A 16,429-nucleotide genomic window follows, 5' to 3' on the forward strand; every position below is an offset into this window, starting at 1 on the left:
GCGGGAACCTCCGTGTGCGCGGTGGTTCCCCCTCAGAACCACTCGTCGTGCATGCTCAGGCAGGTATCGTCACGGGCCGCGAGCAATGCCAGCTCATTATGGCAGCCCGGCACTTCCCAGGTCAGGAAATAACGCGCGGCCTGCAATTTGCCCAGGTAGAAGTCGCGATCGGCCGGGTTGCCTCGGGCCAGGCCTTGTTCGGCGTGGATTGCCTGCTCCAGCCAGCGCCAGCCGATCACGCAGTGACCGAAAGCCTTTAGATACAGCGCCGAGTTGGCCAGGGCGGCATTGACCTGGCCCTGGGCCAGGTCGCCGAGCAGGCCGAGGGTCACTTCCTGCAGGCGATTGAGCAACTGCTCCAGCGGTACTCGCAGACGATCCAGGCTGCCGTGCGGATGGGCTCTCTCGCAGGTGCTGGCGATCAGGCGGACCAGTTGCTTGAGCCCGGCACCACCGTTCTGCGCCAGCTTGCGCCCGAGCAGGTCCAGCGACTGGATGCCGTGGGTGCCTTCGTGAATCGGATTCAGGCGGTTGTCGCGGTAGTACTGTTCGACCGGGTACTCGCGGGTGTAGCCATGGCCGCCGAGAATCTGGATGGCCAGCTCGTTGGCCTTGAGGCAAAACTCCGAAGGCCAGGATTTGACGATCGGCGTCAGCAGGTCGAGCAGTTCATGGGCTTGCTGGCGAACCGTATCGCTTTCGCCGCTCTGGGTGTCATCGAACAGCCGCGCGGCGTACAGGCCCAGATCAAAGGCGCCTTCGACGTAGGCCTTCTGGGTCAGCAGCATGCGCTTGACGTCGCTGTGATTGATGATCGGCACGGCAGCGGTGGCCGGGTTCTTGTTGTCTGGCAGGCGCCCTTGCGGACGCTGGCGGGCGTACTCCAGCGAGTACAGATAGCCGGCATAACCAAGCATCACCGCGCCCATGCCGACGCCGATACGCGCCTCGTTCATCATCTGGAACATGCAGGCCAGGCCCTGGTGTGGCTTGCCCACCAGGTAGCCGACGCACTGGCCGTTGTCGCCGAAGTTCAGCGCCGTCGACGTGGTGCTGCGCCAGCCCATCTTGTGGAACAACCCGGCCAGCAACACATCGTTGCGCGGGCCGAGGCTGCCGTCGGCGTTGACCAGGAACTTGGGCACGATAAACAGCGAAATGCCCTTCACCCCGGGCGGCGCATCGGGCAGCTTGGCCAGGACCATATGCACGATGTTCTCCGACAATGGATGGTCGCCGCCGGAAATGAATATCTTGTTGCCGCGCAGCCGGTAGCTGCCATCGCCGACTGGCTCGGCGCGGCTGCGAATATCGGCCAGGGACGAACCGGCGTGCGGCTCGGTCAGGGCCATGGTGCCGAAGAAGCGGCCTTCGATCATGGGTTGCAGGAACAGGCGCTTCTGCTCGTCGCTGCCAAAGCTTTCAATCAGGTTGGCGGCGCCCATGGTCAGGAACGGGTAGGCCGTGGTCCCGGCGTTGGCCGCCTGGAAGTGGGCGAAACAGGCTTGCGAGAGCAGGGTCGGCAACTGCATGCCACCGGCCTCGAAGTCACGGCTGGCGTTGAGAAAGCCGGCTTCAAGGAAGGCATCGACCGCAGGCTTGACCTCGGGGATCAACAGCGCCTCGCCATTTTCATAGCGCGGCTCGTGCTCGTCGCCCTTGCGATTGTGCGGGGCGAAATACTTCTCGGCGATGGTCCGCGCAGTGCTCAGCGCGGCATCGAAGGTTTCGCGGTTGTGCTCGGCAAAGCGCGGGCGTTGGGTCAGGGCCTCGGCATCGAGCACTTCGTAGAGTTCGAAGGCCAGGTTGCGGGCGCTGAGCAGGGTCTCGGACATGGCGGCATTCCTGTCTGGGGATGGGCCGAGTCTAGGTAGTGACGTTGCTACTGCACAGTGAAATAGATGCGGGTGATGGCAAGGCACAAGGCGTTTGGGAATGTTCGTACCCTTGCTTAGGAGCCAGAGGGCAGATCTGTGATGCACGAGCAGGCTTTGATAGTCGGCCCATTACCGAAGGCCGTAGCCATGACCACTAACAGCACCGCTTCGATGAGCCCTGATCTCTCTGATGCTTCAGGCAGGGGGCCAATGTTCTTCGTCGTATCGATCAGAAAGATGATCGTGATGAACCTGTTCACCTTTGGCTTTTATTGGGCTTTTTGCCATTACCAAAGCTGGGCGCTCTACCGGCGGGAAACCGGGGAGCGAGTGTTACCGCTGGTAAGAAGCATCTTCGGCATTCTGTTTCTTTACAGCCTGCTGAGCAGGGTCGATCGGCAATTACACCTGTCTGGCCGTAGCTACAGGTGGTCACCGTTCTGGTTGGTATGCGCCTTGATCCTGCTGACAGCGTTCTCGTTGTGGGCAAACCAGATGATGGAGCTGGCGCCGCTGCCGTTGTTGAGTGCGGTATTGGCTATGGATGTCGTGATTCTTTGGGTAATGGCCAGGATTCAGGGAGCGATAAACACCTGCGTAGGCGACCCGAAAGGCCAGTCTAATTCCCGCTTGTCACTCCTGAATTGGGCCTGGATGTCGGTCGGGATTCTGGTTTGGATAGTGCTGGTGTCTTTTCTCGTGGTTTTGCTGGCAGGTTTTTTCATCGGGATCTTTGTTGATGTCTGAGGCCTTCAGTCGTCAGCCTATGAATCAGCTCCCACGTATGACCCGGTTTTGGTGGGGTGGGATGGATGCATTTTTTATAGTCTTTTATGTCCAGGGTAGTCTTCGTGGCGGTCAGATCCCCTGGTTTTCGTCATTGCTTCCGAGGTCGTGAAGGCGGGTAGCCTGGGGTGGCTGGTACGTCATCAACGTGCGAAGTTTCTGGGCTAGAAAGCATCGCGGGTCAAGCCCGCTCCTACGCTGTAGGAGCGGGCTTGACCCGCGATAGAGGCGCTGCTGGCTATCAGCCGATAGTCATCAGGCTCGCGTTACCACCGGCAGCAGCGGTGTTGACGCTCAGCGCGCGCTCGATCACCAGGCGCTCCAGGGCAATCGCGGTTTCACCCGACGACAGGCCGTGAACACCGACGATGGCGCCGGCGCGCTTGGCCACCTGCTCGCACACGGCGCGCAGTTGGTCGGAGTCGCCATGGTGGAGGACGGCGTCGAATACCAAGTCATCCTTGTTCCAGTCGGCCACCAGTTGGATGCGCGCTTGCACTTCCTTCGGCAGGCGATTGCGCAGGGTCTTGCTCAGCTCGCCTTCCGGCCACACCGCCGAGCTGCCCACGGCCAGTACCGCCGCCAGTTGGGTCAGCAGGTCAGCTTCGACCTCGGCCAGGCACAGCACGTGCTCGCGCGGCAGGATGGTGTAGCTGTTGCGCTCGCCGGTCGGGCCCGCCAGCAGGCGGCTGATACCGCTTTGCGATTGCTGGGCGAACTGCTCGCACAGGCCGCTCAGGTCGTTCAGCTGATTGCTCGCCGCCCAGGCTTTGAGGGCTTGCAGCGGTTTGCTCAGGCTGTCGCGCAGGCGGGTGTCCGGGGCGTTTTCGCCGTCGGTGCGCTGGAACGACTGCTCGATGGCGCCCGCCGGGCGGGTCGACAGCAGGCGGTACAGGTACAGCGGGCCACCGGCTTTCGGGCCGGTACCGGACAGGCCTTCACCGCCGAATGGCTGCACGCCGACCACGGCGCCGACGATGTTGCGGTTGACGTAGACGTTACCGGCATTGACGTTGTCGATGACCTTGGCAATGGTTTCGTCGATCCGGGTGTGGACACCCAGGGTCAGGCCGTAGCCGGAGGCGTTGATCTGCTCGATCAACTGGTCGAGGTTCTTGCGGTTGTAGCGCACCACGTGCAGGACCGGGCCGAAGATCTCGCGTTGCAGTTCGTCGAAGCTTTCCAGTTCGATCAGGGTTGGCATCACGAAGGTGCCGCGCTTGATCTCTTCACCATCGGCGATTGCCATCTGGTACACGGTACGGCCTTTGTCGCGCATACCCTGGATGTGCTTCTCGATACCGGCCTTGGCTTCGGCGTCGATCACCGGGCCAATGTCCACGGCCAGGCGTTCAGGGTTGCCCAGGCGGCTTTCGGCCATGGCGCCCTTGAGCATTTCGATCACGCGATCGGCAGAATCTTCCTGCAGGCACAGTACGCGCAGGGCCGAGCAACGCTGGCCAGCGCTGTCGAAGGCAGAAGATACGACGTCGATGACCACCTGTTCGGTGAGCGCCGAGGAGTCGACGATCATTGCGTTCTGGCCGCCGGTTTCGGCGATCAGCGGGATCGGACGGCCTTGGGCATCCAGGCGGCCGGCGATGTTGCGTTGCAGCAGGCGGGCGACTTCGGTGGAACCGGTAAACATCACGCCTTTGACCCGATCGTCACCGACCAGGCGGGCGCCGACGGTTTCGCCGCGGCCCGGCAGCAGTTGCACTACGCCTTCGGGGATACCGGCTTCGAGCAGCAGGCGCACGGCCTGGGCGGCAACCAGCGGGGTCTGTTCGGCCGGCTTGGCCAGCACCGGGTTACCGGCGGCAAGGGCCGCGGCAACCTGGCCGCTGAAGATCGCCAGGGGGAAGTTCCATGGGCTAATGCACACTACCGGGCCCAATGGGCGGTGAGCGTCGTTGCTGAAATCGTTGCGCGCCTGGACGGCGTAGTAACGCAGGAAGTCGACGGCTTCACGCACTTCGGCGATGGCGTTGGCGAAGGTCTTGCCGGCTTCACGGGCGAGCAGGCCCATCAGCGGCTGGATCTCGGCTTCCATCAGGTCGGCGGCACGCTCCAGGATCGCGGCGCGTTCGGCCGGCGGGGTGGCCTGCCAGATCGGCGCGGCATTGAGCGCGCACTGGATGGCGTTGTCGACGTCAGTGACGTTGGCTTCCTGGACATGACCCACCACATCGCGCAGGTCAGCCGGGTTCAGCACCGGCGCAGCTGCTTCGGTGCTGGAGGCGCAACCGAGCATCGGCGCGGCTTTCCAGTCGTTGTGGGCGCTGGCCAGCAGGGCGCAGGACAGCGAAGCCAGGCGGTGTTCGTTGGCCAGGTCGATACCGGCGGAGTTGGCCCGCTCGGTGCCATACAGGTCACGCGGCAGCGGAATGCGCGGGTGCGGCAGGCCGGTATTGCCTTCCTGGGTAGCCATCTGTTCGATGGTGGCGACCGGGTCGGCGACCAGTTCCTGGATCGAGATCGACTGGTCGGCAATACGGTTGACGAACGAGGTGTTGGCGCCGTTTTCCAGCAGGCGGCGAACCAGGTAGGCCAGCAGGGTTTCGTGGGTACCGACCGGGGCATACACGCGGCACGGACGGTTCAGCTTGCCATCGGCGACCTTGCCGACAACCTGCTCGTACAGCGGCTCGCCCATACCGTGCAGGCACTGGAATTCGTACTGGCCCGGGTAATAGTTCTGGCCGGCGATATGGTAGATGGCCGACAGGGTGTGGGCGTTGTGGGTGGCGAACTGCGGGTAGATGACTTCCGGCACCGACAGCAGTTTGCGTGCACAAGCAATGTAAGAAACGTCGGTGTACACCTTGCGGGTATACACCGGGTAGCCTTCCAGGCCTTCGACCTGGGCGCGCTTGATCTCGCTGTCCCAGTAAGCACCTTTTACCAGGCGGATCATCAGGCGATGGCGGCTGCGGCGGGCCAGGTCGATGACGTAGTCGATCACATACGGGCAGCGCTTCTGGTAGGCCTGGATGACGAAACCGATACCGTTCCAGCCGGTCAGTTGCGGCTCGAAGCACAGGCGCTCGAGCAGGTCCAGGGACAGCTCCAGGCGGTCGGCTTCCTCGGCGTCGATGTTCAGGCCGATGTCGTATTGCTTGGCCAGCAGAGTCAGCGACAGCAGGCGCGGGTACAACTCGTCCATGACGCGCTCGTACTGGGCGCGGCTGTAGCGTGGGTGCAGGGCCGAGAGCTTGATCGAGATGCCCGGGCCTTCATAGATGCCGCGACCGTGGGAAGCCTTGCCGATCGAATGGATAGCCTGCTCGTAGGACGCCAGGTATTTCTGCGCGTCATGTTCGGTCAGCGCCGCTTCGCCGAGCATGTCGTAGGAATAACGGAAGCCTTTGGCTTCGAACTTGCTGGCGTTGGCCAGGGCTTCGGCGATGGTTTCGCCGGTCACGAACTGCTCGCCCATCAGGCGCATGGCCATGTCGACGCCCTTGCGGATCATCGGCTCGCCGCTCTTGCCGATGATGCGGCTGAGCGAAGAGGTGAGGCCGGATTCGTTGTGGGTCGAGACCAGTTTGCCGGTCAGCAGCAAGCCCCAGGTGGCGGCGTTGACGAACAGCGACGGGCTGTTGCCCAGGTGCGGCTGCCAGTTGCCGGTGCTGATCTTGTCGCGGATCAGGGCGTCGCGGGTGCCTTTGTCGGGGATGCGCAGCAGGGCTTCGGCCAGGCACATCAGCGCCACGCCTTCCTGCGACGACAGGGAGAATTCCTGCAGCAGGCCCTGAACGATGCCGGCACGGCCGCCAGCGCTCTTCTGGTTACGCAGTTTTTCGGCGATGCCGGCGGCCAGCTTGTTGGTGGCCTCGGCCATGGCGGCCGGCAGGCGCGCCTGCTCCAGCAGCATCGGTACCACTTCCGGCTCAGGGCGGCGATAGGCGGCGGTGATGGCCGAGCGCAAGACCGACTGCGGCAGAATGCTTTCGGCAAATTCGAGGAAGCACTGGTGGGCGTGGTCGGCCTGTACTTCACCGGCATCGTCGGCATGAATGCCGGGCTGACCGTTGAGTTCGGTCAGGGTGGCGCCACCCTCGAGCTTCTCCAGGTAATTGAAGATCGCTTGTTTGATCAACCAGTGCGGCGTGCGATCGATAGAGGTCGCAGCTGCTTTGAGTCGCTCACGGGTAGGGTCGTCGAGTTTGACCCCAAGGGTGGTCGTCGCCATTTCTTATCCTCATTATTGCCACCGGCTGTGGCTTAAGCTGGCGCCAAGATTAGCCGTGCGCGATTTTGGGTGCAACCTAGTGCAACCCAAAATATGCAGGAAAAAAGTGCTACTCGTCCGGAGGGTAAAACCACACAGCAAAAATGGCTGTTTGTGGTGCATTTTCTTCTGAAAACAGGTCTTCTTGCTCCAAAAGGGAGCAAAAACCTGCTGTTACGCAAAATTTCCGACGAGGTGCAACTTGATTGTAAAAACAGGTTGCACCCTCTTTGCGTTGTTGCATAGGATTCGCGGCCTGGGTGCAACCTCTTCGAGGCTGTCGCTACATAAAAACAAACGCCAGGGCGCAACAATGAGTGTAAGCAATCCAACCTTGATCACGTTCGTGATCTATATCGCGGCAATGGTGCTGATCGGCTTCATGGCCTATCGCTCTACCAACAACCTTTCCGACTATATTCTTGGCGGTCGCAGCCTCGGCAGCGTGGTTACCGCGCTTTCGGCCGGTGCTTCGGACATGAGTGGCTGGCTGTTGATGGGCCTGCCGGGCGCTATCTACATGTCGGGCCTGTCGGAAAGCTGGATCGCCATCGGCCTGATCATCGGTGCCTATCTGAACTGGCTGTTTGTTGCCGGCCGCCTGCGGGTGCAGACCGAGCACAACGGTGATGCGCTGACCCTGCCGGATTACTTCTCCAGCCGCTTCGAAGATAACAGCGGGCTGCTGCGGATCATCTCCGCCGTGGTGATCCTGGTGTTCTTCACCATCTATTGCGCCTCCGGCATCGTTGCCGGCGCCCGTCTGTTCGAAAGCACCTTCGGCATGTCCTACGAGACAGCGCTGTGGGCTGGTGCGGCGGCAACCATTGCCTACACCTTCGTTGGTGGTTTCCTGGCAGTGAGCTGGACCGACACCGTCCAGGCTACGCTGATGATCTTCGCCCTGATCCTGACCCCGGTTATCGTGTTGATCGCAACCGGCGGTCTTGACACCACCTTCGCTGCCATCGAGCTGAAAGACGCGGGCAACTTCGACATGCTCAAGGGCACCACTTTCATCGGCATTATCTCGCTGATGGGCTGGGGTCTGGGCTACTTCGGCCAGCCGCACATCCTGGCGCGCTTCATGGCCGCTGACTCGGTCAAGTCGATCGCCAAGGCCCGTCGCATCTCCATGACCTGGATGATCCTCTGCCTGGTAGGTACTTGCGCTGTGGGCTTCTTCGGTATCGCCTACTTCTCGGCGCACCCTGAAGTCGCAGGCCCGGTCACCGAGAACCACGAGCGTGTGTTCATCGAGCTGGCCAAGATCCTCTTCAACCCATGGATTGCCGGTGTCTTGCTGTCGGCCATCCTGGCGGCTGTCATGAGTACCCTGAGCTGCCAGCTGCTGGTGTGCTCCAGCGCCCTGACCGAAGACTTCTACAAGACCTTCCTGCGCAAGGGTGCCTCGCAGCTGGAGCTGGTCTGGGTCGGTCGCGCCATGGTGCTGCTGGTGGCCGTGGTCGCCATCCTGATCGCCTCCAACCCTGAGAACCGCGTGCTGGGCCTGGTCAGCTACGCCTGGGCCGGCTTCGGTGCTGCCTTCGGTCCGGTGGTACTGATCTCGGTACTGTGGAAAGGCATGACCCGTGACGGCGCACTGGCCGGTATCCTGGTCGGTGCGATCACCGTGGTGGTGTGGAAGCACTTCTCCATCTGGGGCCTGTACGAAATCATCCCGGGCTTCATCCTCGGCGCCCTGGCGATCTACTTCGTCAGCCGGGCCGGCAGCCCTTCGAAGGCGATGGTTTCGCGCTTCGAAGCCGCCGACGAGGCGTTCAAGGCCGGTCATTGATCGACTGTTGAGTGGCGTCTTACCAAGGCCCGGCCTCGCAAGAGTCCGGGCCTTGGTCGTTTTGGCGGGCCGTGCCTGACGGCGCCTGCGGGACAAGGTAAACTGCGCGGTCTTGCAGGAGTTGCCATGAACTATCGTCACGCCTTCCACGCCGGCAACCACGCCGACGTCTTCAAACACCTTGTGCTGACCCGCCTCATCGCCTTGATGTCGCGCAAGGAACAGCCGTTTGCCTACCTCGACACCCACGCAGGCCTGGGTCTTTACGACCTGCAGGGCGATCAGGCGACACGTACCGGCGAGTGGCTGGAAGGTATCGGCCGCCTCTGGGGGCGCGACGACCTGCCGGAAATCACCGCAGACTACCTGCGCATCCTGCGTAAGATGAACCCCGATGGCGAGCTGCGCTATTACCCGGGCTCCCCGGAACTGGCCCGACGCCTGGCCCGTCAGCAGGATCGCGTGCTGCTCAACGAGAAGCACCCCGAAGACGGTCGCCTGCTCAAAGACAACATGAAGAAGGACCCGCGCGTTGCCGTGCACCTGGGCGAGGGCTGGCATGTGCCGCGGGCCTTGCTGCCGGTGCAGGAAAAGCGTGCGGTGATGCTCATCGACCCGCCGTTCGAGCAGGCCGACGAGCTCAAGCGTTGCACCCAGGCGATGAAAGAGACCATCAGTCGCATGCGCCAGACTGTCGCGGCCATCTGGTACCCGATCAAGGACCAGCGCCAGCTGGTGCGCTTCTACCAGGACCTGACCAGCACCGGCGCGCCTAAACTGCTGCGGGTCGAGCTGTATGTGCACCCGCAGGACAGCCCGCAGGGCCTCAACGGCTCGGGCCTGGCCATCGCCAACCCGCCATGGGGCCTGGAAGAAGAACTGCGCACGCTGTTGCCATGGCTGTCGCAGGTGCTGGCGCAGACTCAGGGCAGCTGGCGGATGGATTGGCTGATCGCCGAATAAGCGCGGCAGGGGCGGTAGGCAATCAGACTTTGATTGCCCACAGTTACTGGCTAGGTGCTTTGAAGCGGGCCCGGATCAGGATGCTCGATGCTGCAGCGCTTGCCAGGAACAAGGCTCCGGGAAGTATTGTGGCGATAGACACGCTGCCATAGCTTGTCGTAACAAATAACCCAAGTAATGAAGTCGCTATTGTCGGAAGGTTTGCCAGCAGGCTCACTGATCGGCCTATCTCTTTGTGTCTTGTCTTATTGGCTAAAAAATTTGCAATGCTTGAGAGCGCGATGCTAGGTGCTCCAAGCATGGCGATAATAACCGTCCAGATTGCGGAGGCCGGCACCCCTCTGGTGTCGAGTGGATCGTCCAGGTTTTCAGGGATGCCTTGAACGGCCAATGTAAGGCTGATCCATGCTAGTGTCAGAAGTAATGAGGGTAGAAGTAGAGTTGCCGTCGTTATAAGGGTTGGCGCTTTCATGGGGTCGTTGAATAGTTGATTGGCAATGAGCCCGGCATTTCAATTTCGTAGCTCACTGCATTGGTGACTTTGAACATGCTTCTCAATGCCGTAGTAGCTGATTCGTCGAGAGGTATTCTGTGATCGCTTGCTTCTGCATCGTATAGATCGTTGTACGCTTTTGCCTGTCCCGAGAAGCTGACGTTTCCCTCGCTGTCTCGAGTTATTGTGCCAATAATTCGCAATGTTATATTGCCGAGATAGGTCCTGGCTGCGAACGAGTCTTGGCCTGTGTAATACGGTACATTGATGTCAATTTGTGTTGAGCCGATTTCTGCAGCCTCGATTAGACTCTTGAGTTCTGGGATTTTTCGACGCTGGGAGAGATTCCGATGTCTTTCAGTGAGACTGTGGCTTTTGCCCCTTTGCCATAGATGGCATGCGCGATGGCTTTTGTGGCGGTAAAAATTCCTCCGGAAAATTGCACTTCGGTTGTCAGGGATGGTGATTTGTCTGCTCCGTAAGTATTAGCCCTGATGCGCCCCTTATGCCATGCCACTTTGTTTTCTAGTGTCGGGTCGAGCGCTTTTAGTTGGTCGGCGTGGTGGGCGCAAATAAGATCCAGGGTCATTAGGCCGGGGGAGAAAGGAGGCTTGTTGTATTGCGCTCTTTTTAGGTCGAGGCAAAGCATTGACCACCAATTGCCAGATAGATAAGCCTCGTTTCGCTGGCTCCACATTCTGGCAATAACCAGGGGGTGCCCTGGCGGTGTTTGTCCGCCTTTTGAAGTAGGGGTTCCATAGTCATCTGGGTAAACAATTGTGGGTGCAAGTTCAATTTGCATGTGTGTGCCCTTGTTTGTTGATGGTCGTCTGGTGTTGACTATCTAATTCTTATCGGGCTTTTGTGTATATATAGAAACTTCTCACGGCAATGTAAGTTGTTTCTTTTTCTTTTCGCTGAAGTCGTATGAGTGCATGCCGTTGTGGGGCTTTCGTTCGGGCAATGACCGCGCGGTGCCTTCATTCATCACCTGCGATCTGTCCAGTTCCACCCGGTGCCGCGTTGCAGGTGAATGCGCTATAATCCCGCCCTTTCGCTGCCATCCGCCCTCCGGGCCGAGGCGCACTTTTACAGATTGAAGAGGCTAGACCCTTGGCATTGACGATTCTTGGCCTGTCCGGCGCCCTTAGTCATGACCCTTCCGCGGCCCTGTACATCGACGGCAAGCTGATTGCCGCCGCTGAAGAAGAGCGCTTCGTGCGCGATAAACATGCAAAGAACCGCATGCCCTACGAATCGGCGAAGTTCTGCCTGGAGCAGGCCGGTATCAAGCCGTCCGACGTTGATGTGGTGGCGATTCCGTTCGCCCCGATCAGCCTGTTCGGCGAAGCTCGCTGGCACTACGCCAAGCGTTACTGGTACGCCCCGGACCGCGCCCTTGATGCGATCCTGATGGGCAACCGTCGCTACAAGCGTTACCGCAAGAAGATCGTCTGGTGCCTGGAGCAACTGGGCTTCGACCCCAAAAAGGTCAAGATCGAGCCGGTCGAGCACCACCTGGCCCACGCCTCCAGTGCCTACCACTGCTCCGGTTTCAAAGAGAAAACCGCGATCCTCGGTATCGACGGTAAGGGCGAATACGCCACGACCTTCTTTGGCTACGGCGAAAACGGCAAGATCCACAAGATCAAGGAATTCTTCGATCCGGACTCCCTCGGTGGCCTGTACGGCGCGATCACCGAGTTCCTCGGTTTCGAAATGCTCGATGGCGAGTTCAAGGTCATGGGCATGGCGCCTTATGGCGACGCCAGCAAGTACGATTTCTCGCGCCTGGCCTCGTTCGAAAATGGCGAGCTGGTGATCAACACCGACTACGCCAATGTCATCGGCCTGCGTCGTTATAAAGAGAAGGGCAAGGGTTTCTACTTCTCGCCAAAACTGATCGAGTGGCTGGGCCCGAAACGCGAAGGCGACATCGCCGACGAGCCGTACATCCACTACGCCGCGAGCATGCAGGCGCTGTTCGAGAAGCTCGCCCTGCAGATGATCGACCACTACCTGGGCGACATCCTCAAGGAGACCGGCAAACTGGCCTTCGCTGGCGGCTGCGCGCTTAACGTCAAGCTCAACCAGAAGATCATTGCCCGCCCTGACCTCAAGGAACTGTTCGTCCAGCCGGCTTCCGGCGACGCCGGCACCGCGGTCGGAGCTGCTGCTTATGTGTCCCACGCCCGTGGTGTACCGGTCGAGAAGATGGAGCACGTCTACCTCGGCCCTGCGTACTCCAACGAAGACGTGATCGCCGCCTGTGCCCGTCATCCGAGCCAGCCAAAATGGCGCAAGCTGGAGAACATGCCCGAGCAGATCGCCAAGATCATGGTCGACGGCAACCCGGTGGCCTGGTTCCAGGGCCGCATGGAGTTCGGCCCGCGTGCCCTCGGCGGTCGTTCGATCATCGGTTGCCCGAGCGTGGAAGGCGTTGCCGACCGCATCAACCACCAGATCAAGTTCCGCGAGCGCTGGAGGCCTTTCTGCCCGTCGATGCTCGACACCGTCGCGCCGCAGATGATCAAGATCGATCACCCGGCGCCGTTCATGACCTTCACCTTCGAAGTGGCTGAAGAGTGGAAGACCCGCGTGCCGGAAGTCGTCCACGAAGACGGCACCTCGCGCGCCCAGGTGCTCAAGCGCGAGTACAACCCGCGCTACTACGACATGATGAAGGCGCTGGAGACCCTGACCGGCAACGGCGTGTCGCTGAATACTTCGCTCAACCGTCGTGGCGAGCCGATGATCTGCTCGCCGACCGATGCGCTGAACATGTTCTTCGGCTCGGACCTGCAGTACCTGATCATGGAAGACATCCTGGTGGTCAAGGACGGCGCGGACACTTATGACGTCCAGGGCTGAAAAACGCGTCCTGCAGTTCTGTCATGGTTATGACGGTCCGTTCCTGGACTGTGCGCGCCAGTACGCCAGCCTGTTCGACGGTAGCGGCTACAAGGTCACCACGGTGTTCCTGACCGGCGCTGCCGACCCTCAGGTCGCGGCCGGCTGCGCCTCGGACGAGGTGATTTTCCTCGAGTTCAGCTCCAAGGCCATTCGTGGCCTTAAGCTGGGGGCGATCCGCGCCTTGCGGCGGATCGTCGCCAGCCGCCAGTTCAGCTTCTGCATCGCGCACCGCTTCAAGCCGATCTATATCGCCTTGCTCGGCAGCAACTTGCCAGTGATCGGCGTGCACCACGCCTTCGGTGACTACCTGCGCCGCAGCCGCCAGCTGTTTGCCAACCTGTTCAGCAAACGCCTGAGCCTGCTCGGTGTTTCTGACGCAGTGCGCGACGACATGCGCAAATGCCTGCGCAAGTGGCCGGCCGAGCGTATCCAGACCCTCTACAACCGCATCGACATCGAGGCGCTGCAGGCCAGCCAGGTGCCCGCCGCGCAGGCGCGCGAGGCGTTGGGCCTGGACCCGCAAGCGTGGATCGTCGGCAACGTCGGCCGCCTGCATCCAGACAAAGACCAGGCCACCTTGCTGCGTGGTTTTGCCCAGGCCTTGCCGCAACTGCCGGCCGGCGCTCGCCTGGCCATTCTTGGCAAGGGTCGCCTGGAGCAGCAACTCAAAGAGCAGGCCGCCGAACTGGGAATCGCCGCGCACGTGGATTTTCTCGGTCAGGTGCCTGACGCTCGTCGCTACTTTCGTGCTTTTGACGCCTTCGCCTTGAGCTCCGACCATGAGCCGTTCGGCATGGTCCTGCTTGAAGCCATGGTCGCCGGCGTGCCGCTACTGGCTACGGCCTGCGGCGGTGCGGTCGAGGTGGTCGAGGGTGTCGGCATCCTCTTCCCGCTGGGCGACGCCGAGCGTCTTGGGCAAGGTTTGCAGCACCTGGCCGCACTGGATGCCGGGCAGCGCCAGGAGTGCGCCGGGCGCATGCTTGAGCGTTTGCGTGAGCGCTTCTCCGATGCCGCAGTGCGCGAGTCCTTCTGGCAATTGCCGCACGTTCGTGCCCTGACAGCGGAGGCCTGATGCTCAACCATATTCAGGGCTGGCGCGAGCGCGGCTGGACGCAGATCGATGCGCCAACCTACGCCCTGGCCTGGGAAAAGTTTGGCGGCAGTGTCGCCACCCATCCGCTTGTTGTTGAACAGCTGGCTGACCTGGCGCAGATCCCGGTGCGTTACCTGGGCTGGGAGCAAAACGGCGAGCTCAAGGCTGCGATTCCCACCTGGGGTCGCTACCTGGCGCTGTCCAAAGATGTGCTTAAGCGTCAGGGCAAAAAAGGCCTGTACGACCTGGGCAATGCCGAGCTGATCCTGCCCGCCGCTGCCGATGCCCAGGCGCCGCTGCGTCATGCCGGACGTTATCTGTCCGAGCTCAACCAGGGCCGTTTTGCCAACCTCAAGGCGCAGGCCGAATCGCTGGCCATGGCGCGTACGCCGGAAGACCTGTCGAAGAAGTTTCGCTACAACCAGCGACGCGAACTGCGCCTGCTGGAAGAGGCGGGCGGCCAGGTGCGGCCGGTCACGGATTTTTCCAGTAGCGAACTTGCGGCGATCTACTGCGACCTGTTCCAGCGCCGCTGGGAGTTTCCGGCTACTGGCGCCGAGCGCATGGCCGAGGTGATCGAGCGCTTGCGCGAGCTGTTGATCGGTTCGGTGCTGTTTCTTGACGATGCGCCGATTGCCATCCAGCTGGTTTATCGGGTCGAAGCGCCAGCGTGGATCAGCGTCGAGTACATCAACGGGGGTGTCGATCCGCAAACCAAGGCTTTCAGCCCCGGTAGCGTGCTGAGCTTCCTCAATACCCAGGCTGCCTGGGAAGATGCCCGTGCGTGTAACAAACCCCTGCGGTTCTCCTTCGGCCGTGCCGATCGCGAGTACAAGGACCGTTGGTGCAACCCCGTGCCGGTGTTTCAGGTGTGAGCCGCAAGCAGCAGTTGCTCAAGCGCCACCGGCGCAACAAGCGCCTCGGGCTGCTGATCGGCTTGCTGGTGCTGCTCGCCCTGGGGTTTTTTGTCCAGTGGTGGTTGCCGCTGCTGCTGTTGCCGCTGTTGTGGGTCGCCCACGAGGCGTGGTTTGCCGACCATCTGTTCTACTCTCCGGCTGAAGACTATCAGTATCAGTTCCCGCCAGACTGTGTGGCGCATTCGGTCGGACTGGTCGATGGAATTGTGTGCCTGGAATCGCCGCTGCAGCTTGGTGCTGAGCAGACGGTGATTCTTCAGGTGCACCTGAAAAGCAATTGGCTGGGGCGGTTCCTTGATCCTGCGGTAAGCCTGGGCGGTGACGACGTTCAGACGTTCGAGCGGGGCGTGAACGGCCTGCGTTACCTGAACCTCACCGGGCTGGCCGAGCCGTTGATGGCTGGACAGTTGCGCCTGCGTGGACGCCACTGCCGCCTGGTGGGCGAGGCAACGCTATGGGTTGCGCCACAGGCCGATCTTCGCCAGCGCCGGGTCATGGTCATCGCGCCCCATGCCGATGATGCCGAGCTCGCAGCCTTTGGCTTCTACAGCCAGGCCGAGGAGACCTGGGTGGTGACCTTGACTGCCGGTGAAATCGAAGCCGAACACTACCAGCAAATGGGCCTGGAAAAGGCTGAGGCTGCGCGCCTGAAAGGCCGTTTACGAGCCTGGGACAGCATCGCTGTGCCGCGTTGGGCCGGGGTGCCCGAGTCTCGCTGCGTGCAGCTGGGGTATTTCTGCTTGCAACTCCCGGCCATGCAGGCTGCGCCTGCAGAGCCAATGGCTTCGCGCGAGGCCGGGCTTGCCGATACCCGCCTGTTTCGCCAGTTCAACCCGCTGACCCTGCCGGGTGATGAAGACGGCGCGCCAACCTGGAACAACCTGCTGGCCGATCTGCGTGCATTGTTGCTCAGGGCCCGGCCGCAGGTGCTGGTGATGCCGCACCCGACCCTCGATCCGCACCCTGATCATATCTGCGCCCAGGCTGCTGTGCTCGAAGCGCTGCAAGGCCTTGAGTGGCAACCTGAAACCCTGCTGTGCTATGCCAATCACCTGCATGACAACGACCGCTGGCCCATGGGTGATAGCGGTGCAGGCATTGCTTTGCCGCCGCAACTGCAAGCAGCCCAGGCCTGGTCTCCCTACTGCCTGGTGCTGGGCCTGCCCGCCCAGCGCGACAAAGCCATGGCCCTGGGCATGATGCACGACCTGCAGCCGCCTGCGCCGTTCAAGCGCCGCCTGCGCCGCCTGCTGCAACGCTGGCTGGCCGGGCGTCGTCCTTCGCCCTATGGCGAGAACGAATTCTTTCGCAAGGCTGTGCGTCGACACGAATTGTTCTGGCGTCGTGAGCTCTGA

General features: G+C 61.4%; 9 protein-coding genes and 1 pseudogene. 7 read left to right on the forward strand and 3 right to left on the reverse strand.

Annotated elements, in window-relative coordinates; translation table 11 throughout:
• Nucleotides 1–32: 32 nt before the first annotated feature.
• Complete coding sequence (locus tag LOY37_RS02185; RefSeq protein ID WP_258716222.1) at nt 33–1,835, reverse strand: acyl-CoA dehydrogenase; 1,803 nt, start codon at nt 1,833–1,835, stop codon at nt 33–35.
• Between the two features lie 189 nt (nt 1,836–2,024).
• Between LOY37_RS02185 and LOY37_RS02190 the strand changes: the two genes are divergently transcribed.
• Entirely contained in the window at nt 2,025–2,624 is a 600-nt protein-coding gene (locus tag LOY37_RS02190) for a hypothetical protein (protein ID WP_258716223.1), read from the forward strand.
• Between the two features lie 280 nt (nt 2,625–2,904).
• Here LOY37_RS02190 and putA read toward each other — a convergent pair whose 3' ends face one another.
• On the reverse strand, nt 2,905–6,858 hold the full coding sequence (putA, locus tag LOY37_RS02195; protein WP_258716224.1) for a trifunctional transcriptional regulator/proline dehydrogenase/L-glutamate gamma-semialdehyde dehydrogenase: 3,954 nt from the start codon (nt 6,856–6,858) through the stop codon (nt 2,905–2,907).
• 352 nt (nt 6,859–7,210) lie between these two features.
• Between putA and putP the strand changes: the two genes are divergently transcribed.
• On the forward strand, nt 7,211–8,695 hold the full coding sequence (gene putP, locus LOY37_RS02200; protein ID WP_045193789.1) for a sodium/proline symporter PutP: 1,485 nt from the start codon (nt 7,211–7,213) through the stop codon (nt 8,693–8,695).
• A gap of 126 nt (nt 8,696–8,821) precedes the next feature.
• A complete protein-coding gene (locus LOY37_RS02205; protein ID WP_045193787.1) occupies nt 8,822–9,658 on the forward strand; it encodes a 23S rRNA (adenine(2030)-N(6))-methyltransferase RlmJ in 837 nt (278 codons plus the stop codon).
• A 468-nt stretch (nt 9,659–10,126) separates the two neighbouring features.
• Here LOY37_RS02205 and LOY37_RS27455 read toward each other — a convergent pair.
• Nucleotides 10,127–10,953: pseudogene (locus LOY37_RS27455) on the reverse strand (lipid II-degrading bacteriocin).
• Nucleotides 10,954–11,264: 311 nt separating this feature from the next.
• Between LOY37_RS27455 and LOY37_RS02215 the strand changes: the two are divergent.
• Genes LOY37_RS02215 through LOY37_RS02230 form a run of 4 tightly spaced genes read left to right on the forward strand, consistent with a single transcriptional unit; the run spans nt 11,265 to nt 16,429 of the window.
• Complete coding sequence (locus LOY37_RS02215) at nt 11,265–13,022, forward strand: carbamoyltransferase (protein WP_038997493.1); 1,758 nt, start codon at nt 11,265–11,267, stop codon at nt 13,020–13,022.
• Nucleotides 13,006–14,136, forward strand: coding sequence for a glycosyltransferase (locus LOY37_RS02220; protein WP_258716226.1), 1,131 nt, complete (start codon nt 13,006–13,008; stop codon nt 14,134–14,136). Before LOY37_RS02215 ends, LOY37_RS02220 begins: the two co-directional genes overlap by 17 nt.
• On the forward strand, nt 14,136–15,032 hold the full coding sequence (locus LOY37_RS02225) for an antimicrobial resistance protein Mig-14 (RefSeq protein ID WP_258716227.1): 897 nt from the start codon (nt 14,136–14,138) through the stop codon (nt 15,030–15,032). The genes LOY37_RS02220 and LOY37_RS02225 overlap by 1 nt, the downstream gene beginning before the upstream one ends.
• Nucleotides 15,029–16,429, forward strand: coding sequence for a PIG-L deacetylase family protein (locus tag LOY37_RS02230; protein WP_258716228.1), 1,401 nt, complete (start codon nt 15,029–15,031; stop codon nt 16,427–16,429). The genes LOY37_RS02225 and LOY37_RS02230 overlap by 4 nt, the downstream gene beginning before the upstream one ends.

This window comes from Pseudomonas sp. B21-012 (genome assembly GCF_024749305.1).
In the GTDB taxonomy this organism is placed as follows: domain Bacteria; phylum Pseudomonadota; class Gammaproteobacteria; order Pseudomonadales; family Pseudomonadaceae; genus Aquipseudomonas.